This window comes from Variovorax sp. 10N432 (genome assembly GCF_056394465.1).
The window spans coordinates 40,939-63,315 of sequence record NZ_JBFTHX010000004.1 but is presented as its reverse complement, the minus strand read 5'-3'; the positions used below and the strand labels follow the sequence as shown (position 1 = coordinate 63,315).

The following is a 22,377-nucleotide window of genomic DNA, read 5'->3' as shown; positions in this document are numbered from 1 at the left end:
TTGTCTTGCGTCAGTTCTGCGGCGGCAGGGGCGCGGGCGGGGTCATGGTCGCCAGCGGCCGCGTCGGCAGCTGCAGCGTGAAGGCGGCCGCCGAGCCGGCGCTGGCGCCCAGGGCGGCGGCCCGGGCTTCGAGCGACTGCAGCACGTAGCCGTCGGCCACCGTGGCGCCGACCCGGAACGGCCGCGGCGGCTTGCCGTCGACGGCGATCAGCGCCACACCCCGCTGGTCGGCATCGGCCACCACGCCCAGGAGCGCGAAGCGGCTGGCGGCCTCGGGCGTCGGCGCCGCTGCGGCGGGGGTCGACACGGCGCCCAGCATCCGCGCCACCGCGGCCGGATCGGGCGCCGCCTGCGGCGTGCCGGCCACCGGCGGCGGGGCCGGCGCGTCGGCCGGCGCAGCCAGCCGCAGGCCCCAGAACACGACGCTCGCCGCGGCCAATGCCCAGAGGGCGGTCGTGGCGGCGGCCGCGGGCCAGCGAGGGGAGGCGTAAGGGACTGACATGAGCCCGGATTATCATTCCTCCATGCCCATTTCCATCCGCTATCCCGCCCGCGCACTCCAGCGCGGCTTCACCTTGATCGAGTTGATGGTGGTGCTGGTCATCATCGGCGTGCTGGCCGCGCTGATCGTGCCCAACGTGATCGAACGGGCCGATGACGCCCGGGTCACCGCGGCCAAGACCGACGTCAACAACCTGATGCAGGCGCTCAAGCTGTACCGGCTCGACAACCAGCGCTACCCGAGCGCCGAGCAGGGGCTGCAGGCGCTGATCGCGCGCCCCACCAGCGGCCCGGCGGCACCCAACTGGAAGCCCTATGTCGAGAAGCTGCCGAACGACCCCTGGGGCCGCCCGTACCAGTACCTGAATCCGGGCGTCAAGGGCGAGATCGACGTGTTTTCGCTCGGCGCCGACGGCGAGCCCGGTGGCGAAGGCAAGAATGCCGACATCGGCAGCTGGCAGTAGCTCGCACTGCCGCCAACCCGTTCACGGCCGGCCCGGCGCGAGCGGTTTCACGCTGTTCGAGCTGCTGGTGGTGATCGCGATCATCGCGCTGGCCACTGCCGGTGTCGGGCTCTCGCTCAGGGACTCCGGCCAGGCCACGCTCGACCGCGAAGCCGAGCGGCTCGCCGCCCTGCTCGAATCGGCGCGGGCGCAGTCGCGTGCCAGCGGCGTCGCGGTGCGGTGGCGCGTCACGCCCGATGGGCCCGGCAACTTCAGCTTCGACGGCCTGCCATCCGGCGCGCTGCCGACGAACTGGCTGAGCGGCGGCATCTCGGCCCAGCCGATCGGGGTCGACGGCCGGGCCGTGGGCGCGCTGCAGCTGGGCCCCGACCCGATCATCGCCGCGCAGCAGGTGCTGCTGACCTCCGACGCGCTGCCCGATCGCAGCCTGCGCATCGGCACCGACGGCCTGCGCCCCTTCACGGTGGTGGCGCCATGAGGCGAACCTGCCGGGCCGCGCGCGGCTTCACCCTGATCGAGGTGCTGGTCGCCCTCGGCATCGTCGCCATCGCGCTGATGGCCGGCACCCAGGCCACGATGGCATTGACGCGCAACGCGCAGCGGCAGACGGACGTGATGCTGGCCCAGATCTGCGCCGAGAACGAGCTGATCAAGGCCCGGCTGGCACGGCAGATGCCGCCCGTGGGCGACGCCGGCGGCGTCTGCACGCAGGCCAGCCAGAGTTTCGGCGTGACCGTGACGACCACGTCGACGCTGAATCCGAACTTCCGCCGGGTCGACGTCCAGGTGCGCGACGCCTTCGACGCGCCGGTGCTGCGGCTGTCGACGGTGGTGGGGCGCTACTGATGAGGCGCCAGGCCCGCGGATTCACGCTGATCGAGCTCCTGGTGGCGATCGCCGCCATGGCGCTGCTGGCCCTCATGAGCTGGCGCGGGCTCGATGCGATGGGACGTGCCCAGTCGCTGAACCGGGAGCGCGGCGACGCCGTGCTGACGCTGCAGACCACGCTGTCCCAGTGGAGCGCCGACCTCGACGCCATGGTGGCGCTGCCGCAGACCTCGGCGATCGACTGGGATGGCCGCGTGCTGCGGCTCACGCGCCGCAGCACCGACAGTGCGACGCCGGTGGTCTTCGTCGCCGCCTGGACGCTGCGGCCGGACCCTGCCGGCGGCACCCACTGGCGGCGCTGGCAATCGCAGGGTTTCACGACCCGCCCCGAATGGCAGCAGGCCTGGGCCCAGGCCGCCGCCTGGGCGACCGACGGCGGCAGCGGCACCGGGGGCGCAGACGTCGACCTGATTCCGCTCGACAGCTGGCAGCTTGCCTACTTCCGCAACAACGCCTGGACCCCGGCCACGAGCGCCGAGGCGCTCGGCGCCACCACGCCGATGCCGGATGGCGTGCGCCTGACGCTGGCCCTGCCCCAGGGACCGGCGCTCGCGGGCCTGGTCACCCGGGACTGGGTCCGGCCCAGCTTGACGGTGCCGAAGTCATGAAGACGCCGATGCACAAGGGGAAGCGTGGCCGCCAGTTCGGCGCAGCGCTGCTCACGGCCATGCTGACCGTGACGCTGGTCGCCACCTTCGCCGCGGCCGCGCTCTGGCAGCAATGGCGTGCGGCCGAGGTCGAGGCCGCCGAGCGGGGCCGGACGCAGGCCGCCTGGGTGCTGGTCGGCGCACTCGACTGGTCGCGGCTGATCCTGCGCGAGGACGCCCGGGCGGCCGGCAGCAGCGGGGTCAATGCGGACTACCTGGCCGAGCCATGGGCGATCCCGCTCGAGGAGGCCAAGCTGACCACCTTCCTGGCGGCCGACAAGAACATCGCCAGCGACGCGCTGGAAGGGCTGCCCGACGCCTTCCTGTCGGGCCGCATCATCGACGCCCAGTCGAAGCTCAACGCGTTCAACCTGGTCGATGCCGGCAAGCCGGTCGCCACGTCGGTGGCCGCGTTCAAGAAACTGTTCCAGCTGCTCGGGCTGCCGGCCGAGGAGCTGGACCTGATGACCGCCAACCTGCGGCGCGCACTGCCGGCCGCCGCCAGCACCGCGGCCACCGGAACCACGGGCACTACGGGCACCACCAGCAGCGCGAGCAGCACGGCCAGCACCTCGACCCCGCAGACCACGACCCCGACCACCACCACCCCGACCACCACGGCGCCAGCCACCGTGACCGGCAGCGCCACCGGCCCCCTCGTGCCCCAGCGCACGGCCCAGCTGGTCTGGCTCGGCCTGTCGCCCTCCACCGCCGCGGCGCTGGAACCCTATGTCACGGTGCTGCCCACCCGGACACCGCTGAACCTCAACACCGCCAGCGCCGAAGCCATCTTCGCGAGCACGCCGGCCCTCGACCTCGCCGGCGCCAAGCGCCTGGTCGCGGCCCGCACCCAGTCCTATTTCAAGACGCTGGCCGACGCCGGCGCGCTGGTCCAGCAGAGCTCGGCGCAGTTCACGCCGGACCAGCAAAGCGTGTCGACCACCTACTTCGAAGTACAGGCCCGCCTGCGCATCGACCGGACCTGGGTCGAGGAACAGACCCTGCTGCACCGAGTCGGCATCGACATCGGAATCGTGTGGCGAGAACGTGGCGCCGGCGCGACGCCGGAGCCGGCAAGATCCTGATGCAACACACCACCTGTCACCGAATGGGTCAAAAATAGTCGCAACGCCCGTTGCATCTGAAAGAGATGCTATCAATTCCGTAGCATCGCCAAGCGACCCTCTCCTACAATAGCGACCCTTCACCCCTGTCCATGGCCTTGCTGCTTGTAACCATTCCTCTCGTTTCCGGCCCGGCGGCCGGCGAGTACGGCTGGGCGCTCTGGTCCAGCGATGGCCGCAAGCTGCGTTCGCAGGGCAGCGCGGCACCGGCCCTGTTGCCGAGCAGCGACGAAGTCATCCTCGGCGTGCCCGCCGCAGCACTGTCGTGGCACCAGGTCACCCTGCCCCAGGGCAGCATGAGCGGGGCCGTGCGCCTGCGCTCGGTGCTGAACGGCCTGCTCGAAGACCGCCTGCTCGACGATCCCGAAGCCCTTCATTTCGCCCTCGAACCGGGCGCGCGGGTGGCGGTGCCGGTCTGGGTGGCCGCCTGCAACCGCATCTGGTTGCGCGCCGCCGTGCAGGCGCTGGAGGCCGCCGGCCGGCGCGTGACCCGAATCGTTCCCGAGTTCACGCCCCAGCCGGCCGGCAGCCCGCCGATGGTGTTCGCGATCGGCGATCCGGACGCGGCGCTGTGCATCGTCTGCGGCACCGAGGGCGTGGCCACGCTGCCGCTCGACGCCGCCGGCCTCGAGTTGGCCGGACCCCTTCCCGCCGACACCACGGCACTGGCCGAGCCGGCGGTCGCCGAACTGGCCGAAAGCTTGCTCGGGCGCCGGCTGCCGATCGTCAAGCCGGCCGAGCGCTGGCTGCAGGCCAGCCGTTCGCCCTGGGACCTGGCGCAGTTCGACCTGGCATCGACGGGACGTGCACGCGCCGGCAAGAAGGCGGCCGCCATGGCGCGCGCGCTGTGGTACGGACGCCGCTGGCGGGCGGCGCGCTGGGGTGTGCTGGCCCTGCTGCTGGCGCAGTTCATCGGACTCAACGCCTGGGCCTGGAAGGAGCGCAATGCGCTCGACGCCAAGCGCGGCGCGGTGCGATCGCTGCTGACCCAGACCTTCCCCTCGGTCAAGCTGGTGGTCGACGCCCCGGTGCAGATGGCGCGCGAGGTCGCGGCCCTGGAGCAGGCCACGGGCGGCGTCACGCCGTCCGACCTCGAACCGATGCTGGTCGCGCTGGCGGCCAGCCTGCCGGCGGGCCGCGTGCCCACCGCGATCGATTTCAGCGCCGGCCAGCTGCGCCTGCGCGGCCTCGGCTTGCCGGCCTCCGAGTTCGCCGGCGTCAAGACCGCGCTGTCCTCGCGCGGCTACAGCGCGCGCACCGAGAGCGACCTGCTGCTGGTGCAGGCGGAGGCGCAGCGATGAAGTGGCTCGAAGCCCTCCAAGCGCGTTGGCAAACCTGGTGGCCCGAACTCGCGCCGCGCGAACAGCGCCTGGTCGCGATCGCGGCCGCGCTGGTGGGCCTGGCGCTGGTCTGGTGGGTGGCCCTGGCGCCGGCCCTGGGCACCTTGTCCGCGGCTCCGGCCGAACACGCGAAGCTCGATGCGCAGCTGCAGCAGATGACGGCACTGCAGCGCCAGGCCAAGTCCTTGCAGTCGCAGCCCCGCGCCAGCCGCGACGACGCGATGCGCGCCCTCGAAGCCTCGGTGCGCGAGAACCTCGGGCCGAACGCCCAGCTTCAAACCGCCGGCGCCGGCGAGAACGCCACCATCGCACTGCGCAGCGCGCCGGCCGACGCGCTCGCCCAACTGATCACGCAGGCGCGCAGCAATGCGCGCGCGGTGCCGCGCGAAGTGCACCTGACGCGCAGCAGCACGCCGCAGGCCGGACCCGCCGGCCCCGGGGCGGCGCCCGCGGCGCCTGCGGCTCCGGCCGCGCCGGCAGGACCGCCCCGTCCGCGTTGGGACGGCACCCTGGTCATGGGCCTGCCGGCCCGCTGAAAGCGCGCATGGCGATCCCGTCCACCCCCCGCCCGTCCGGCTCCGGCTGGCGCTGGGCCCTGCTCGGCGCCTGCATCGGCATCGCCCTCGCGCTGGCCGTGTTCGCGCCCGCGCGGTGGCTCGCGGCCGGCCTGGCGCAATGGAGCGACGGCCACCTGCAACTGATCAATGCGCGCGGCACGCTCTGGAACGGCACCGCCGGGGTCGTGTTCTCCAGCGGGGCGGGCGGCGCCGAATCGATCTCCCTGCCCGGCCAGCTGGGCTGGACGCTGCGGCCGCGCTGGGACGGCATCAGCGCCGCGCTCGACCTCCCCTGCTGCGCGGCCAAGCCGCTGGAATTCAAGGGACGCCCGCGCGCCGACGGGCTCGAGCTCGAGTGGCGCGACGGCCAGTCGCGCTGGCCGGCGGCGATGCTGGCCGGATTCGGCGCGCCCTGGAACACGCTCAAACTCGAGGGCGCGCTCGACCTCTCGATGCAGGCGCTGGTGCTGCGCTGGAGCGGCCGCCAGCTGACGCTGGCCGGCCGGGCGACGCTCGACGCCACCGACATCTCTTCCAGCCTGTCGACCCTGAAGCCGATGGGCAGCTACCGGATCGCTCTCGAAGGCGGACCGGTGCCTTCGCTGCTCCTGACGACCCGCGAAGGCAGCCTGCAACTGAGCGGCAGCGGCCGCTGGAACGGCACGACGATGCGGTTCGACGGCGAGGCCAGCGCGGCGCCGGGCCGCGAAGACGCGCTATCGAACTTGTTGAACATCATCGGACGACGCGACGGCGCGCGCTCCCTCATCACACTGGGTTGACCATGACGAAGCCAAAGTCTTCTTCCGGCGTCCGCCTCGGCACCCTCGCGCTCGCCGCGCAGATGCTGATCGCGGCCTGCATTCCTTCCGCCTTCGCCCAGGACGTGCTGCGGCGCGGCGAGCCGATCACGCTGAACTTCAGCAACGCCGAGATCGAATCGGTGGCGCGCACCATGGCCGTCGTGACCGGGCGCGACGTGGTGGTCGACCCGCGCGTCAAGGGCACCATCACCCTGCAGACCGACCGCGCCATCGAACCGGCCGCGGCCTTCAACCAGTTCGCCGCCGCGCTGCGGCTGCAGGGCTTCGCGATCGTGCAGGCCGACGGCCTCTACAAGGTCGTGCCGGAGGCCGATGCCAAGCTGCAGAGCAGCACCGTGACGACCTCGACGCCCGCCGGGTCCAGCCTCAGCGGCAACCAGATCATCACGCAGGTCTTCAAGCTCAACTACGAGTCGGCCAACAATCTGCTGCCGGTGCTGCGCCCGCTGATCGCGCCGAACAACACGATCAACGTCAACCCGGGCAACAACTCGCTGGTGATCACCGACTACGCCGAGAACATGCGCCGGCTGGCACGCATCGTGGCCGCGCTCGACGTCCCGAACGCCGCCGACATCGAGGTGATCCAGCTGAAGAACTCGGTGGCGACCGACATGGTTCCGCTGGTAACGCGGCTCATCGAAGGCGGCAGCACGGGCCCCGGCGCCGCCGGCGCGCCGGGCCAGGCCGACTCATCGTTCCGCACCACGCTGCTGGCCGAACCCCGTGGCAACGCGATCATTCTGCGGGCGGCCAATCCGGCGCGCGCCCAGCTGGTGCGCACGCTGATCGACAAGCTCGACCGCCCGGCGATCGACACCGGCAACGGCGCCGCCGGGAATGTCTACGTGGTCTACCTCAAGAACGCCGACGCCGTGAGGCTGGCCGCGACCCTGCGCGCGGCGATCTCGGCCGAAGCGCGCGGCGGCTCGGGCACCGGCGCGAGCGGCGGCTCGCTCCAGGGCGGGCCTTCGCAGGTGGCGCCGCAGCTGGGCGCCAACCAGCAGAACGCCGGCGCGAGCAACGCGGCGACGGCGCCGGTCAACAACGCGAACCAGCCGTCGACCGGCGGCCAGATCCAGGCCGACCCCTCGACCAACTCGCTCATCATCACGGCCTCGGAACCGCAGTACCGGCAGATCCGCGCCGTGATCGACAAGCTCGATGGCCGGCGTGCGCAGGTCATGATCGAGGCGCTGATCGTCGAGGTCACGGCCAACAAGGCGGCGCAGTTCGGTGTCCAGTGGCAGTCGGCGGTCGGCAACAATGGCGTCATCGGCACCAACTCCAGCCTCTCCGGCGCCAACATCCTGACACTGACGGCCGCCCTGGTGGCAAAAACCCCGGCCGCCCTCACCACGCTCGGCAGCGGACTCAACATCGGCATCGGACGCAAGTACAACGGCGACTACGTGCTGAACGCGATCGCCAACTTCTTCGCCAGCGACGCCGACGCCAACCTGCTGTCGACGCCCAATCTGCTGACCCTCGACAACGAGGAAGCCAAGATCGTGATCGGCCAGAACGTCCCGTTCGTGACCGGCCAGTTCACCAACACCGGTGCGGCCAACGGCTCGGTGAACCCGTTCACGACCATCGAACGCAAGGACGTCGGCCTGACCTTGCGCGTGCGCCCGCAGATCAACGAGAACGGCACCGTGAAGATGGTGGTGTTCCAGGAGACCTCCACGGTGCAGGCCGGCACCGAGAACGCCCCCAACGGCCCGACCACCAACAAGCGCTCGATCGAATCCAGCGTGCTGGTCGAGGACGGCGGCCTGGTGATGCTCGGCGGCCTGCTGTCGGACGACTACAGCAACAACGTCGACAAGGTGCCGCTGGCCGGCGACATTCCGATCCTGGGCAATCTCTTCAAGAGCGAAAAAAGGGCGCGCACCAAGGTCAACCTGATGATGTTCCTGCGGCCGATGGTGATGCGCGACGGGGTGGCGACCACGAATGTCGCCAACGACCGCTACGACGCGATGCGCGTCCTGCAGCAGCGGGTGCAGCCCGACGACAACGTGATGCTGAACAACGTGACCTCGGCCCCCCCTCTCCCGCCTCTGGCGACGACCCCGGTGCCCGACCAGCAACAGGGCCGGACGGAGCCCACGACCCGGCTGGAGGGCGCCACCTTGATTCCGCTGCCGACGCCGCCGTCCCAGCGGCTTGCCCCCTCTCCGCTGAAGGGCGCATTGCCGCCGACGGCGGACCCGTCGAGCAGGCGCGAACTGCCCTAGCCGCAGGACACCGATCCGATGCGCTATCCCCTCCCCTACGCCTTCGCCCGCGGCCAGCAGCTGCTGCTGGAAGAGGCCGACGACGGCGCCCTCACGCTCTGGATGCCGAAGGTGCCGCCGCGCAGCGCGCTGGGCGAGGTGCTGCGCAAGTATCCGGTGAAGACCTTCGAGCCGCTGGCGCCCGAGCAGCTCGCCCAGCGGATCAGCGCGGCGTACGCCAAGGGCGAGTCGAATGCCGCCGCGGTGGTCAGCGAGGTGCAGGGCGATGCCGACCTCTCGCGCATGATGCAGGAGCTGCCGGCGGTCGAGGACTTGCTCGAATCGGCCGGCGACGCGCCGATCATCCGGATGCTCAATGCCCTGCTCACGCAGGCCGCGCGCGACGGCGCGAGCGACATCCACATCGAGCCCTACGAGCGGACCTCGTCGGTGCGCTTTCGCATCGACGGTTCGCTGCGCGAGGTGGTGCAGCCGAATCGCGCGCTGCATGCCGCGCTGATCTCGCGGCTGAAGATCATGGCCGACCTCGACATCGCCGAGAAGCGCCTGCCGCAGGACGGCCGCATCTCCTTGCGCATCGGCACCCGCGCGGTCGACGTCCGGGTCTCGACCCTGCCCTCGGCGCACGGCGAACGCGCCGTGCTGCGCCTGCTCGACAAGTCCGAGAGCAAGCTCACGCTCGAATCGGTGGGCATGCAGGGCGACACGCTGGCGCGCTTCGAACACCTGATCGGCCAGCCGCACGGCATCATCCTGGTGACCGGCCCGACCGGCTCCGGCAAGACCACCACGCTGTACGCCGCGCTGAGCCGGCTCGACGCCAGCAGCAGCAACATCATGACGGTCGAGGACCCGATCGAGTACGAGCTGCACGGCGTCGGCCAGACCCAGGTCAACGCCAAGATCGACCTGACCTTCGCCAAGGCGCTGCGGGCCATCCTGCGCCAGGACCCGGACGTCATCATGATCGGCGAGATCCGCGACTTCGAGACCGCCCAGATCGCGATCCAGGCCTCGCTCACCGGCCACCTGGTGCTGGCCACGCTGCACACCAACGATTCGGTCAGCGCCGTCACGCGCCTGACCGACATGGGCGTGGAGCCCTTCCTGCTGAGCTCCTCGCTGCTGGGCGTGCTGGCCCAGCGGCTGGTCCGCAAGCTGTGCCCGGTGTGTTCGCCGGCCGCCGGCCACGAGGCCCAGCCCGTGGGCTGCGAGGCCTGCGGCCACACGGGCTACCAGGGGCGCACCGGCATCTTCGAGCTGCTGGTGGCCGACGAAACCGTGCAGTCGCTGATCCACAACCGAGCGCCCGAAAGCCAGCTCTTCGTGGCGGCCGAGCGCGGCGGCCTGCGTTCGATGCGCGAGGACGGCGAACGGCTGGTCCAGGCCGGCATCAGCTCGCGCGCCGAATTGCTTCGCGTGACCCGCGACTGACGCCCGATGCCCGCCTATTCCTTCGAAGCGATCGACGCCCAGGGCGTGGCGCGCAAGGGCGTGCTCGAGGCCGACACGGCCCGCAGCGCGCGCGGGATGCTGCGGGCCCAGGCGCTGATCCCGCTGTCGGTGACGGCGGTCGGCAGCGTCGAGAGCGGCGTGCCGCAGACCCGCAACTGGCGTCGCATGTTCGGCGGCGGCCGCATCTTCAACTCGACCACGCTGGCGGTCTGGACCCGGCAGATCGCCGGCCTGGTGTCCTCCGGCCTGTCGCTCGAACGGGCGCTCACCGCGCTGACCGACGAGGCCGAGACCGAGGCCCAGCGCAACCTGGTCGCCTCGCTGCGGGCCGAGGTCAATGCCGGCGCGCCCTTCGGCCGCGCGCTGTCGCAGCACCCGCGCGAGTTCTCGCCGATCTACGTCGCCGTGATCGGCGCCGGCGAGCAGAGCGGCAACCTGGGCCTGGTGCTCGAACGGCTGGCCGACGACCTGGAGCAGCGCCAGGCGCTGCAGCAGAAGCTGGTCGGCGCCGCCCTCTACCCGGCGATCGTGACCTTGGTGGCGATCGTCATCGTGGTCTTCCTGGTCAGCTACGTGGTGCCGCAGGTCGCGAACGTCTTCGCCGGCACCAAGCGCGCGCTGCCGATCCTCACGGTGGCGATGCTGGCGCTGAGCGCCTTCGTCCGCAACTACGGCTGGCTGATGCTGATCGCCGTCGTGGTCGCGGCCGTCGCTGCCCGGATGGCGCTGGCGCGCGCCGCCATCCGCGAGCGCTTCGACGCCGCCTGGCTCAACCTGCCGCTGGTCGGCAAGCTGGCGCGCGGCTACAACGCGGCGCGCTTCGCCAGCACGCTGGCGATGCTGGCGACCGCCGGCGTGCCGATCCTGCGCGCACTGCAGGCGGCTTCCGAGACACTCAGCAACAGCGCCATGCGCGCCGATGCGCTCGATGCGCTGGTGCTGGTGCGCGAAGGGGCGCCGCTGGCCTCGGCGCTGGCGCAGAAGAAGCGCTTTCCGGGCATCGTCTCGATGTTCGCGCGCCTCGGCGAACAGACCGGCACGCTGCCGCTGATGCTGCAGCGCGCGGCCAACCAGCTGGGCGCCGAAGTGCAGCGCCGCGCGATGCACCTGGCGACCATCCTCGAGCCGCTGCTGATCGTGGCGATGGGCGGGGTCGTGATGCTGATCGTGCTGGCGGTGTTGATGCCGATCATTCAACTGAATCAATTCGTCAAGTAGCCATGGCGGCCTCCCTCGACGACAAACTGGTGGTGGCGATTTCCTCGCGCGCCCTGTTCAACCTCGAGGAAGAAAACCGCATCTTCGAATCGGGCGACGACGCCGGCTACATGAAGCTGCAGCTCGAGCGGCTCGACGTGCCGGCCCAGCCGGGCATCGCCTATTCGCTGGTGCGCAAGCTGCTGCGCTTCAACGAAGGCGGCCAGCAGCGGGTCGAGGTCGTGATCCTGTCGCGCAATGACCCGGTGTCGGGCATGCGGGTGTTCCGCTCGGGCGTGGCCAACGGCATCTCGCTGCAGCGCGGCGTCTTCACGCAGGGCCGGCCGCCCTTCGGCTACCTGCGGCCGCTGCGCGCCCACCTGTTCCTGTCGGTCAATGCCGAGGACGTGCGCGAGGCGCTGGTGGCGGGCTTTCCCGCGGCCCGCGTGCTGGTCGAGTCGGTGCGGGCGAGCGACGCCTACCCGAACGAGGTGCGCATCGCCTTCGACGGCGATGCGGTGCTGTTCAGCGACGAAGCCGAGCGCGTGTTCCAGGCCGAGGGCCTGGACGCCTTCCAGTTGCACGAGTCCTCCAAGGCCGGGCTGCCGCTGCCCGAAGGCCCGTTCAAGCCGCTGCTGGCGGCGCTGCACCGCCTGCAGCAGGCCGGCAGCCCCGAGATGCGCATCCGCACCGCGCTGGTCACGGCGCGCAGCGCGCCGGCCCACGAGCGCGCGATCCGCACGCTGATGAACTGGAACATCAAGGTCGACGAGGCCATGTTCCTCGGCGGCCTGCCCAAGGGCGAGTTCCTGCGCGAGTTCGAGCCCGACTTCTTCTTCGACGACCAGACCGGCCACGTCGACGCCGCGGCGCGCCATGTGCCCTCGGGGCACGTGGCCAGCGGCATCAGCAATCCGCGGTAGGGCCTGTTCACACTGCTTCCGGGGTCGCGAAGGTATGCCAGGGCGGGCCAATCAAGGCGCGCGACGCCGCATGTGCGTTGGCACATGCAAGGAGCGCAACGCCGAGTGGCCCGCCCTGGCATACCTTCCCTTCGGGTTGCCGAGCAAAGGGGCCGTCTGCGGCGTTGCCCGCGCTTGCAAGGCGCAAGCCTTGCTGCGCGCGGGCGCCTTGCATCCAGCCCCTTTGCTCGACAACGCGATCCCCGGAAGTAGTGTGAACAGGCCCTAGCGGCTGCGCCAGCCCTGGGTGCGCGCCAGCACGACCTGCCCGGCCAGCGCGAACAGTCCGCGGCCGATGGCCGCCGTGAGCATGATCAGCGACGCCATCGCCGCCGCCGGCGCCACGTCGCCGGCGTCGTCCATGTTCAGCACCGCGATCGCGGCCAGCGTGGTCTGCGGCGAATACAGGAACACCACCGCCGAGACGGTCGTCATCGCGTTGACGAAGAAGTAGCCGCCGACCTGCAGCACCGTGGGCAGCGCCACCGGCAGGTGCACGCGCCACAGCGTGCGCCAGAACGGAACGCCCATCGACTCCGCGACCAGCTCGTACTCGCGGTCGAGTTGGCGCAGCGCGGTGAGCGAGGTCAGGTGGGCGACCGAGAAGAAGTGCGCCACGGTGCAGACGATGAGGATCGCCATGCCGCCGTAGAGTCCGTTGAGCGGATTCGCGGGTGCGTTGAAGAAGAAGATGTAGCCCACGCCCAGCACCAGGCCGGGCACCGCCAGCGGCAGGTTGGCCAGCAGGTTCAGCGCTTCGCGCAAGAGGCCGAAGTGGCGCGGCTTCTCGACCAGGTAGGCCGACAGGAAGGTGGCGACCGCCCCGGCCGCCGCGGCGCCCAGCCCGAGCTTGAGCGAGTTGACATAGCTGCCCCAGCCGCCGCCATCCATGTTGCTGAAGTCGTAGTTCTTGAGCGACGGCGCGAGCTTGTAGGGCCAGTAGGTGGCGAGCGATGCGAACACCGCCATCCCGATCATCACCAGGATGGCCGCGGCGATCAGCAGGCAGACGCCGAACAGCACCCGATCGCGCAGCGCAACGGGCTCGGGCCGGTGCGGCGTCGCGCGGGCCGACATCGCCGCCGCCTGGCGCCGCCGCACCCGACGCTCGACCGCGAACGACAGCACGGCCGGGATCAGCAGCACGAACCCGACCACCGCACCCATCTGGAAGTTCTGCTGCCCGACCACCTGCTTGTAGATGTCGGTCGCCAGCACGCCGGTCTGGCCGCCCACCACCTTGGGCACGCCGAAGTCGGTGATGACCAGCACGAAGACCACCATGCAGGCCACGATCAGCCCATAGCGCGAAGCCGGCAGGGTGACCGTGCGGAAGATCCGCCAGCGCGAGGCGCCGAGGGTCTGCGCGGCCTCGTAGAGCCGGCCGTCGGAGGTCGCCATCGCGGTGGTCAGGATCAGCAGCGCATGCGGCAAGGTCCAGAACACCGAGCCGAGCACGATGCCCAGCGGCCCGTAGATCGACAGGCCGCCCAGCCAGTCCTTGAAGATGCCCTGGTTGCCGAACAGGTAGATCAGGCTGATCGCCGGCAGCAGCGAGGGCGCCAGCAGCGGCAGCAGCGCGACCGCGCGCAGCGGGCCCTTGCCGCGCATGCAGGACAGCGTGAGCGCATAGGCGTAGACGTAGGCGATCGCGGTGCACAGCACGGCACTCAGCGCGGCAAGCCAGACGCTGTTGAAGGCCGACTGCACCAGCGCCGGGTTGTCGAGGTAGCGGGCGAAGTTGGCCAGCCCGACGAAGGCACCGGCGCGGTCGAAGAAGCTCTGGCCCACCAGCGCGGCCACCGGCAGCGCGACGATCACCACCAGGGTGGCGAGCGCGAGCCCGAGGCCGGCCCCGGTGAGCCAGCGTTCGCGGTCGAGCGCCTTCAACGCGCCAGCACCGACAGCGCGTGCTGCGGCAGCTCGATGTGCACCATGCTGCTGGGCACCAGCGCCTCGCCGACCCGGTGGTCGGCCGGCAGCTCGGCCTCGATCTCGATGCCCAGCGGCTCGCAGGCCAGCCGGGCGGCGGTCCGGTTGCCGAGGAACTCGGTGTCGAGCAGCCGGGCCGCGAAGCTGTTGGCGCCCAGGCCGTCGCCGAAGCGGCGGACCACGACCTGCTCGGGCCGGATGCCGACGGTGGCATGCGCGCCCACCTGCAGCGCGACGGGCGCGCAGTGCAGCTCGCTGTCGCGCACCCGCACGCGGTCACCGGCCAGCACGGTGGCGGGCAGCATGTTCATGCGGCCGACGAAGCCGGCGACGAAGCGGGTGCGCGGGCGGTGGTAGAGCTCGCCGGGCGTGCCGGCCTGCTCGATGCGGCCGTCGTGCATCAGCACCACGCGGTCGGCCATCGACAGCGCCTCCTCCTGGTCGTGCGTGACCATGATCGTGACGATGCCCAGGCGCTTCTGCAGCGCGCGGATCTCGCCGCGCAGGCTGGCACGCACCTGCGCGTCGAGCGCGGACAGGGGCTCGTCCAGCAGCAGCAGCCGCGGATTGGGCGCCAGCGCACGGGCCAGGGCCACCCGCTGCTGCTGCCCGCCCGACAACTGCACCGGGTACTTGTCGGCATGGGCGGCGAGGCCGACCAGGTCGAGCATCTCGCGCGAGCGCTTGGCCATCTCGCGCGCCAGCGCGCCGGTCGGATGCAGGCCATAGGCGATGTTCTGCGCCGCCGTGAGGTTCGGGAACAGGGCATAGGACTGGAACACCACGCCGAAGCCGCGCGCCGCGGGCGGCAGGCCCGCGATGTCCTGGCCGTTCAGCAGCAGCTGCCCGTGGTCGGCGCGCTCGATGCCGCAGACGATGCGCAGCAGCGTGGTCTTGCCGCAGCCCGAGGGCCCGAGCAGGCAGACGAACTCGCCGGGCTCGACATCGAGGTCGATGCCGTCCAGCACGCGGCTGGCACCGAAGGACTTGCCGACGCCGCGCAGGGAAAGATAGGACGCCATGCGCCGGGTCTTACTGCGGCGGCGCCTTCTTTTCGGACTTCGATTCGTAGCGCTTCGACCATTCGGTCAGGATGCGGTCGCGGTTGGCGGCGGCCCAGTCGAAGTCGTTCCTGGCCAACAGCTTCTCGACGTCGCCCGGCACGAATTCCAGCTTCTCCTGGATGCCCGGCAGCGCCAGCACCGCGAAGTTCTTCGCATAGAGCTCGTTGGCCTGCTTCGTGACGGCCCAGTCGGCCAGCGCCTTCGCGGCCTCCGGCTTCTTGGTCGTCTTCATGACGCCGGTGGCCTCCATGTCCCAGCCCAGCCCCTCCTTCGGCAGCACGATGTCGATCGGCGCGCCGTCGCGCTTGGTCTTGTTGGCGCGGTACTCGAAGGACATGCCGAGCGCGAACTCGCCGGCGCCGGCCTGGCGGCAGGGCTTGCTGCCGGACTGGCTGTAGATGCCGATGTTCTGGTGCAGCGCGTCCATGTACTTCCACGCCTTGTCTTCGCCCATCATCTGGATCCAGCCCGACACCATCAGGTAGCCGGTGCCCGAGGCGGCCGGGTTCGGCATCGTGATCTGGCCCTTGTAGACCGGGTTGGTCAGGTCGGCCCAGCTGGCGGGCTTGGGCAGGTTCTTCTTCTGCGCCTCGGTGGTGTTGAAGCAGATCGCCGACGACCAGACGTCCATGCCGACCCACTTGGGCGGGTTGGCGCTGTCGCGCATGGTCGGCTTGATGGCCTCGAGGCCCTTCGGCGCGTAGGGCTGCAGCATGCCTTCCTTGTCGAGCAGCATCAGCGAGGTGGCGGCCAGGCCCCAGACCACGTCGGCCTGCGGATTCGCCTTCTCGGCCAGCAGCTTGGCGGTCACGATCCCGGTGGAGTCGCGCACGAACTTGAGCTCGATCGAGGGGTTGTCCTTCTCGAAGGCCGCCTTGTAGGCCTGCACCTGGTCGGCCTCGAGCGCGGTGTAGACCAGGAGTTCGGTGCGGCCTTGCGCGATGGCGCCGGCGCCGAGGCCGAGCAGGACGGCAGGCAGGAGGGATTGGAAGGTACGACGCAGCATGGGGATTCCTATCGGGACACGGGAGAACAGCGCGCAACGGCACGCGAAGCCCCCGATCATCGGCAGCGGATGTGACAGGCGTTTGTCAGCCGGGCCCGGTTTTCAGCGCCGTTTAAGAAAGCGCGCCCGCACGGGTTTAGGATGAAAGCAACGCGCCGCCCCCAGGCGCGAACCTACTCCCACGCCATGACTGCAAGCACCGGTTCCAAGAGCATGCTGACCACCCTGCGCCGCATCGGCGCGCTGGCGGCGCCCTATTTCAACTCCGAGGAGAAATGGCGGGCCCGCGGCCTGCTGGCGGCGATCGTGGCGCTCAACCTCGGCGTGGTCTACATGCTGGTGCTCAACAACCAGTGGTACGCGCGCTTCTACGATGCGCTGCAGAACAAGGACCAGGCGGTCTTCTGGCGCGAGATCGTTTATTTCTGCTGGATCGCGGCCGGCTTCATCGCGATCGCGATCCTCAAGTTCTACCTGACCCAGCTGCTGCAGCTGCGCTGGCGGGCATGGATGACCCGCAGCTACCTGCAGCGCTGGATGGCCGACCGCACCTTTTACCGGCTCGAACTGGCACGCTACGGCCAGCAGGACGGCCGGTCGCCTGACAACCCCGACCAGCGGATCCAGGAGGACATGCAGCTGTTCACCGACTACACGATGACGCTCTCGATGGGCCTGCTCAACGCGGTGGTCACACTGGTGAGCTTCATCGGCATCCTGTGGGGCCTGAGCGGCGTGGCCAACTTCACGCTCCTGGGCCACAGCTTCTCGGTGCCCGGGTCGATGGTCTGGATCGCCCTGCTCTATTGCGCCGCCGGCACCGTCATCACGCACTACATCGGCCGGCCCCTGATCGGGCTGAACTACCAGCAGCAGCGCTACGAGGCGGACTTCCGCCACCACCTGGTGCGGGTGCGCGAATACAGCGAGGCGATTGCGCTCGACCGCGGCGAGCAGGTCGAGCACGGCCAGCTCGAGCTGCGTTTCGGGTCCGTGCTGAAGAACTACCTGCAGCTGATCAAGAAGCAGAAGAACCTGGTGGCCTTCACGGCCTCGTTCGGCCAGGCCTCGGTGATCTTCGCCTTCATCGTGCAGGCGCCGCGCTTCTTCAGCGGCGCGATCCAGCTCGGCCAGCTGATGCAGGTCAACTCGGCCTTCGGCCGGGTCCAGGATTCGCTCAGCTGGTTCGTCGACAACTACGACCGGGTGGCCGTCTGGCGCGCCACCGCAGACCGGCTGAGCTCCTTCGAAGCCGCGATGCGTGCCAACGCCGGCGCGGCCAGCGCGCTCGAGCGCACCCCGGCGGACAACGCCAGGGGCCTGCGCGCCGACGGCTTCGGCGTCACCCTGCCTGACGGCGCACGGCTGATCGAAGGTGCCGCGCTGGCCGTCCAGCCGGGCGACACCGTGATGCTGCAAGGCCCTTCGGGCAGCGGCAAGTCGACGCTGTTCCGGGCCTTCGCCGGCATCTGGCCGTTCGCCAAGGGCCGGGTCTCGATGCCCGACAACACCATGTTCATCCCGCAGCGGCCCTATGTGCCGGACGGCCGGCTGCGCGACGCGCTGGCCTATCCCCAACCTGCCAGCCAGTTCAGCGACGCGCAGCTGGTGCAGGCCCTGAACGACGCGCTGCTGCCCGACCTGGCCGGCCGGCTCGACGACCGCGATGCCTGGAGCCAGAAGCTCTCGGGCGGCGAACAGCAGCGCCTGGCGATCGCCCGCGTGCTGCTGCGAAAGCCGGCCTGGCTGTTCGCCGATGAAGCAACGAGTGCGCTTGACGCCGACAGCGAGGCGACGCTCTACAAGCGGTTGACGGCGATGGTGCACGCCGCCGGCGGCGCCATGGTGTCGATCGCCCACCGGGCCTCGGTCGGCGACCACCACCAGCGCCGCTGGACGCTGGTGCCGCAGCCCGAAGGCAGCGGCGTGCGCTACAGGGTCGAGGCGACGTAGCCGGCCCAGCCCCGGGCCCGCAGCTCGCAGGCCGGGCAGCTGCCGCAGCCGTAGCCCCAGTCGTGGCGCTGCGTGCGGTCGCCGAGGTAGCAGGTGTGGGTGTCCTCGACGATCAGCCCGACCAACGCATCGCCGCCGAGGCGATGCGCCATGGCCCAGGTCTGGGCCTTGTCGATCCACATCAATGGGGTCTCGATGACGAAACGCCGGTCCATGCCGAGCGTGAGCGCGACCTGCAGCGCCTTCATCGTGTCGTCGCGGCAATCGGGGTAGCCCGAGAAGTCGGTCTCGCAGACACCGGTGACGATGACCTCGAGGCCGCGCCGGTAGGCCAGCGCGCCGGCCAGCGTGAGGAACAGCAGGTTGCGGCCTGGCACGAAGGTGTTGGGCAGGCCGTTGGCCTGCATCTCGAAGGCGATGTCCTGGGTCAGCGACGACGCGCTGACCTGCCCCAGCACGTCGACCGACAGCAGGTGGTCGTCGCCGAGCCGGGGCGCCCATTGAGGGAAGCGCTCGCGCAGGCGGGCCAGCACGGTGAGCCGCGCATCGAGCTCGACCCGGTGGCGCTGGCCGTAGTCGAAGCCGATGGTCTCGACCCGTTCGTATTTCGCGAGGGCATCGGCCAGGCAGGTGGTGGAGTCCTGGCCACCGGAGAAGAGGACGAGGGCGGTGGTGTGCATGGTGTTCAGTCCGGAATCTTGATGTGGCGCTGGCGTTCGGGCGCGGTGGCGAGCAGTTGCGCGATGCCGCCATCGAAGGTGAGCAGCCTGGCGCCGTGGCGCATGGCCAGGGTCAGGAGCCAGGCGTCGGTGATCTGCCGATGGCCGCGCAGGCCGCCGGTGCAGCAGCCCAGCACCTGCTCGATGCCGAAATCCAGCGCCAGGAAGCGATGCTTGGGATGCGCGGTGTTGCGCAGCAGCACTTCGGCGATCTCGCCGATCGACATGGCCCGGCCCGAGAAGGCCGGCTGCGAGATCACGCGCACGAAAGCCGACTGGGTCAGCGCGCTGGTGGCCCAGCCCTCGCGCGCATGGCGGCCGAACCAGCGAAGCATGCGCTCGTGGTGCTCGTGCGCCGGCCAACCCAATGCGATCAGCGCATTGGCGTCCAGCAGCCAGCTCAAGGCGCGTCTTCCAGCAGGTCCCTGACCTGGCGGCTGGTGACGCGGGGCGCATCGGCCGGCAGCTCGAACACCCAGACGCCCCCCTTCTTGCGCACCGGCAAGCGCTCGCTGCCGCCGCGCCGGATCAGTTCGGAGATGGCTTGCCCGAGCTTCAGCGCGCGCGCCTGCGCATAGGCCTGGGCCACTTCGAAGGCGTCGTCTTCCAGAGTGACAGTGGTGCGCATGGCTGATGCACTTTCATGGGGTTGATGCACTTCATTCTATTTGATGCACCCCGGACAGCCTGCCGATGACCCTACAGGAACCGCTCCAGCAGCTTCCTCGACCCGCGGTCCAATGCCTTCACGTCGGGAATCCGGAACTGCACCCCGTGCGCGCTGGCGATCAGCAGCGCGCCGCCTTCGAGCCGGCGGATGTCCTCCTCGGCCTTCAGCACGAAGCTGGTCTCGCCGCGGTCGGTGCTGACGGTCCAGGTGCTGGGCACGCCGAAGCTCGAGACCTTGTGCAGCCGCTGCAGCGTGGGCGCGAAGTCGCGCGGCGCGAGCTCCTGGCCGAGCAGCGCGCGGGCGCTTTCGGGCAGCTGGTCAAGGCGGTCGATCCAGAGCAGTTCGCGGCCGTCGAGCCCGACCAGCGAGAGCCCGTCGTCCGGCGCCGTCAACGGAAAGGCCCGCACCGGCACCACGCCCGCGTGACGCTGGCCTTCGGCATCGGTCAGCACCAGCCGGCCGAAGCCATCGCGCTCGAGTTCGATGTTCATCATGCGTCCCCCGCCGGATGCGCGGCATGGCTGCCCAGCGCCAAGGCCACCGAGGTGCGCTCGGCCAGCGCCCCCGCGCTCTCGTCGTCGGCCTGGCGCAGCTGCGCCTGGTAGAGCCGCCAATAGGCGCCCTGCTTTTCCATCAGCGTGTCGTGCGGACCGACCTCGACGACCTCGCCGCGGTCCATGACCACCAGCCGGTCGGCCTTGCGCAAGGTCGACAGCCGGTGCGCGATGGCGATCGTGGTGCGGCCCTTCACGAGGTTGTCGAGCGCTTTCTGGATCTCTTTCTCGGTCTCGGTGTCGACCGCCGAGGTGGCCTCGTCGAGGATCAGGATGCGCGGGTCGATCAAGAGCGCGCGGGCGATGCTGATGCGCTGGCGCTCGCCGCCCGACAGGCCCTGCCCCCGCTCGCCCACCAGCGAGTCGTAGCCGTGCGCGAGCCGCAGGATGAAGTCGTGCGCATGGGCGGCGCGGGCCGCCGCGACGATCTCCTCGCGCGTCGCCTCGGGCTTGCCGTAGGCGATGTTCTGGGCGATGGTGCCGAAGAACAGGAAGGGCTCCTGCAGCACCAGCCCGACGTGGCGCCGGTAGTCGGCCACCGCGAAGCGCCGGATGTCGGTGCCGTCGACCTTGATCGCGCCGTCGGTGACGTCGTAGAAGCGGCAGATCAGGTTCACCAGCGTGCTCTTGCCCGAGCCGCTATGGCCGACCAGGCCGATCATCTCGCCCGGCTCGATCACCAGGTCGAGGTCGCGGATCACCGCCCGGCTGCCGTAGCGGAAGCCGACGTCGGCCATCTCGATGCGGCCCTGCACGCGCTCGACCTTGACCGGATTGGCCGGCTCGGGCACGTTGCTCACGTGGTCGAGGATGTCGAAGATGCGCTTGGCGCCGGCCGCGGCCTTCTGCGTCACCGAGACGATCCGGCTCATCGAGTCGAGCCGGGTGTAGAAGCGCCCGATGTAGGCGATGAAGGCGGTCAGCACACCGACCGTGATGCGCCCGCGCGCCACCTGCCAGATGCCGAAGCCCCAGACCACCAGCAGGCCGATCTCGGTCAGCAGCGAGACGCTGGGCGTGAACAGCGACCAGGTCTTGTTGAGCTTGTCGTTGACCTGCAGGTTGTAGACGTTGGCGGCATGGAAGCGCTTCGCCTCGCGCTGCTCCTGCGCGAAGGCCTTGACCACCCGGATGCCTGGAATGGTGTCGGCAAGTACGTTGGTGACCTCGCTCCAGACCCGGTCGATCTTCTCGAAGCCGGTGCGCAGGCGGTCGCGCACCACGTGGATCATCCAGGCGATGAAGGGCAGCGGCACCAGCGTCACCACCGCCAGCAGCGGATTGATCGAGAACAGGATCACCGCCGTCATGGCGATCATCAGCACGTCGGTCAGGAAATCGAGCGCATGCAGTGAAAGGAAGACGTTGATGCGGTCGGTTTCGGAACCGATCCGCGCCATCAGGTCGCCGGTGCGCTTGCCGCCGAAGTAATCGAGCGGCAAGGTCAGCAAGTGTTCGTAAGTGGTGGTCCGCAGGTCGGCGCCGATGCGCTCCGAGACCAGTGCCAGCAGGTAGGTGCGGGCCCAGCCCAGGGCCCAGCCGACCAGCGCCGCGGCCAGCAGCGCGCTGAGGAACATCACGACCTTGGCGACTGCGATCTGCTGCCCGTTCTGGAACGGGATCAGGATGTCGTCCATCAGCGGGATGGTCAGGTAGGGCGGCACCAGCGTGGCGGCGGTCGAGGCCAGGGTCAGCAGGAAACCGGCGATCAGCTGCTTGCGGTAGGGCTTGGCGAAGCGGCCGAGGCGCAGCAGCACCCAGGTCGAAGGCGGCGCCTGCAGTTCCGGTTCGACGAACGGCGCCTCGTCGAGCTCGCCGCCCGCCGCTGTCGCCTGCGCGACACCCTCGGTGCGGACGTCGAACAGCTTCTGCAGCCGCAGCGCCGCCGCCTGCTGGGCCAGCGTGAAGCGCCAGCGGCCGAGCCGGCCTTCGGCCCCCAGCAGGTCGAGCGTGCCGATGCCGGCATGGTCGCCGAGGTGGATTTCCAGGCCCTGGGCCGGGACCGGCCATTCGGACCATTGGCCGTCCGGCGCGCGGGCCAGCAGGCGCTGGTCGGTCAGGGCGAGCAGGCCCGTCTTGAATCGAAGTTGCCCGTCGAGGTCAACCGCCAGCGTCGCCAAAACGTTTTCCGCGACAGAGAGCCGACTTTTCAGAGCGTCTGAAGCCGCCTCCCCTTCGCCCCCCGGGGTTCCGACTGGATCGTGATGTTGCATTGTGTTTCTGTATCTCTGGCCCGCCGACGGACCCTTCATGGCGCTCCCGGCGCGCCGATTTTGA

The 22,377-nt window shown here is 70.2% G+C and carries 22 protein-coding genes; 13 read left to right on the top strand and 9 right to left on the bottom strand.

What is annotated here, in order from left to right:
* Positions 1-10 precede the first annotated feature (10 nt).
* On the bottom strand, positions 11-502 hold the full coding sequence (locus tag AC1DF3_RS06295; RefSeq protein ID WP_478139163.1) for a type II secretion system protein N: 492 nt from the start codon (positions 500-502) through the stop codon (positions 11-13).
* On the opposite strand from AC1DF3_RS06295, the gene gspG reads away from it, so the two are divergent.
* The 12 genes from gspG (at position 501) to AC1DF3_RS06235 (ending at position 12,163) form a co-directional block, all read left to right on the top strand.
* Positions 501-965: a type II secretion system major pseudopilin GspG gene (gene gspG, locus AC1DF3_RS06290; RefSeq protein ID WP_478139162.1), complete on the top strand. Its 465-nt coding sequence runs from the start codon at positions 501-503 to the stop codon at positions 963-965. The genes AC1DF3_RS06295 and gspG overlap by 2 nt on opposite strands.
* Complete coding sequence (locus tag AC1DF3_RS06285; RefSeq protein WP_478139161.1) at positions 940-1,443, top strand: prepilin-type N-terminal cleavage/methylation domain-containing protein; 504 nt, start codon at positions 940-942, stop codon at positions 1,441-1,443. The genes gspG and AC1DF3_RS06285 overlap by 26 nt, the downstream gene beginning before the upstream one ends.
* Positions 1,440-1,811, top strand: coding sequence for a type II secretion system minor pseudopilin GspI (gene gspI, locus AC1DF3_RS06280; protein WP_286536368.1), 372 nt, complete (start codon positions 1,440-1,442; stop codon positions 1,809-1,811). Before AC1DF3_RS06285 ends, gspI begins: the two co-directional genes overlap by 4 nt.
* A complete protein-coding gene (locus tag AC1DF3_RS06275) occupies positions 1,811-2,461 on the top strand; it encodes a PulJ/GspJ family protein (protein WP_286523592.1) in 651 nt (216 codons plus the stop codon). The genes gspI and AC1DF3_RS06275 overlap by 1 nt, the downstream gene beginning before the upstream one ends.
* Positions 2,458-3,585 (top strand): type II secretion system minor pseudopilin GspK, encoded by a 1,128-nt coding sequence (gene gspK / locus AC1DF3_RS06270; protein ID WP_478139160.1) that lies wholly within the window; start codon positions 2,458-2,460, stop codon positions 3,583-3,585. The genes AC1DF3_RS06275 and gspK overlap by 4 nt, the downstream gene beginning before the upstream one ends.
* 131 nt (positions 3,586-3,716) lie before the next feature.
* Positions 3,717-4,925 (top strand): type II secretion system protein GspL, encoded by a 1,209-nt coding sequence (gspL, locus tag AC1DF3_RS06265; RefSeq protein WP_286536370.1) that lies wholly within the window; start codon positions 3,717-3,719, stop codon positions 4,923-4,925.
* Between the two features lie 77 nt (positions 4,926-5,002).
* Complete coding sequence (gene gspM / locus AC1DF3_RS06260; RefSeq protein ID WP_478139269.1) at positions 5,003-5,500, top strand: type II secretion system protein GspM; 498 nt, start codon at positions 5,003-5,005, stop codon at positions 5,498-5,500.
* An 8-nt stretch (positions 5,501-5,508) separates the two neighbouring features.
* On the top strand, positions 5,509-6,303 hold the full coding sequence (gene gspN / locus AC1DF3_RS06255) for a type II secretion system protein N (protein WP_478139159.1): 795 nt from the start codon (positions 5,509-5,511) through the stop codon (positions 6,301-6,303).
* Between the two features lie 2 nt (positions 6,304-6,305).
* Positions 6,306-8,588, top strand: coding sequence for a type II secretion system secretin GspD (gene gspD, locus AC1DF3_RS06250; RefSeq protein ID WP_478139158.1), 2,283 nt, complete (start codon positions 6,306-6,308; stop codon positions 8,586-8,588).
* An 18-nt stretch (positions 8,589-8,606) separates the two neighbouring features.
* Positions 8,607-10,022 carry a type II secretion system ATPase GspE gene (gspE, locus tag AC1DF3_RS06245; protein WP_286523600.1) on the top strand — a complete coding sequence of 472 codons (1,416 nt, stop codon included), beginning with the start codon at positions 8,607-8,609 and terminating at the stop codon, positions 10,020-10,022.
* A gap of 6 nt (positions 10,023-10,028) precedes the next feature.
* Entirely contained in the window at positions 10,029-11,261 is a 1,233-nt protein-coding gene (gene gspF / locus AC1DF3_RS06240; protein ID WP_286536374.1) for a type II secretion system inner membrane protein GspF, read from the top strand.
* A gap of 2 nt (positions 11,262-11,263) precedes the next feature.
* Positions 11,264-12,163: a 5'-nucleotidase gene (locus tag AC1DF3_RS06235; protein WP_286536375.1), complete on the top strand. Its 900-nt coding sequence runs from the start codon at positions 11,264-11,266 to the stop codon at positions 12,161-12,163.
* Between the two features lie 264 nt (positions 12,164-12,427).
* Here the strand turns inward: AC1DF3_RS06235 and AC1DF3_RS06230 are convergent, their stop codons facing one another.
* The 3 genes from AC1DF3_RS06230 to AC1DF3_RS06220 are packed head-to-tail and all read right to left on the bottom strand — an operon-like array spanning position 12,428 to position 16,204.
* Positions 12,428-14,092 (bottom strand): putative 2-aminoethylphosphonate ABC transporter permease subunit, encoded by a 1,665-nt coding sequence (locus AC1DF3_RS06230; RefSeq protein WP_478139157.1) that lies wholly within the window; start codon positions 14,090-14,092, stop codon positions 12,428-12,430.
* Positions 14,089-15,156, bottom strand: coding sequence for an ABC transporter ATP-binding protein (locus tag AC1DF3_RS06225; RefSeq protein ID WP_478139156.1), 1,068 nt, complete (start codon positions 15,154-15,156; stop codon positions 14,089-14,091). The genes AC1DF3_RS06230 and AC1DF3_RS06225 overlap by 4 nt, the downstream gene beginning before the upstream one ends.
* 10 nt (positions 15,157-15,166) lie before the next feature.
* On the bottom strand, positions 15,167-16,204 hold the full coding sequence (locus AC1DF3_RS06220; RefSeq protein WP_478139155.1) for a putative 2-aminoethylphosphonate ABC transporter substrate-binding protein: 1,038 nt from the start codon (positions 16,202-16,204) through the stop codon (positions 15,167-15,169).
* 186 nt (positions 16,205-16,390) lie between these two features.
* Here AC1DF3_RS06220 and AC1DF3_RS06215 point away from each other — a divergent pair, with 186 nt between their 5' ends.
* Positions 16,391-18,157 carry an ABC transporter ATP-binding protein/permease gene (locus tag AC1DF3_RS06215; RefSeq protein ID WP_478139154.1) on the top strand — a complete coding sequence of 589 codons (1,767 nt, stop codon included), beginning with the start codon at positions 16,391-16,393 and terminating at the stop codon, positions 18,155-18,157.
* Here the strand turns inward: AC1DF3_RS06215 and queC are convergent.
* The 5 genes from queC to AC1DF3_RS06190 form a co-directional block, all read right to left on the bottom strand.
* Positions 18,136-18,837 carry a 7-cyano-7-deazaguanine synthase QueC gene (gene queC, locus AC1DF3_RS06210; RefSeq protein WP_478139153.1) on the bottom strand — a complete coding sequence of 234 codons (702 nt, stop codon included), beginning with the start codon at positions 18,835-18,837 and terminating at the stop codon, positions 18,136-18,138. The genes AC1DF3_RS06215 and queC overlap by 22 nt on opposite strands.
* Positions 18,838-18,842: 5 nt before the next feature.
* The gene (locus AC1DF3_RS06205; RefSeq protein WP_301802972.1) at positions 18,843-19,280 is read right to left on the bottom strand and encodes a TA system VapC family ribonuclease toxin; all 438 of its coding nucleotides are present in this window, start codon (positions 19,278-19,280) and stop codon (positions 18,843-18,845) included.
* Positions 19,277-19,504: a hypothetical protein gene (locus AC1DF3_RS06200; RefSeq protein WP_478139152.1), complete on the bottom strand. Its 228-nt coding sequence runs from the start codon at positions 19,502-19,504 to the stop codon at positions 19,277-19,279. Before AC1DF3_RS06200 ends, AC1DF3_RS06205 begins: the two co-directional genes overlap by 4 nt.
* 71 nt (positions 19,505-19,575) lie before the next feature.
* Positions 19,576-20,040: a cyanophycin metabolism-associated DUF1854 family protein gene (locus AC1DF3_RS06195; RefSeq protein ID WP_478139151.1), complete on the bottom strand. Its 465-nt coding sequence runs from the start codon at positions 20,038-20,040 to the stop codon at positions 19,576-19,578.
* Positions 20,037-22,313 carry a cyanophycin metabolism-associated ABC transporter gene (locus AC1DF3_RS06190; protein WP_478139150.1) on the bottom strand — a complete coding sequence of 759 codons (2,277 nt, stop codon included), beginning with the start codon at positions 22,311-22,313 and terminating at the stop codon, positions 20,037-20,039. The genes AC1DF3_RS06195 and AC1DF3_RS06190 overlap by 4 nt, the downstream gene beginning before the upstream one ends.
* Between the last annotated feature and the right edge of the window lie 64 nt (positions 22,314-22,377).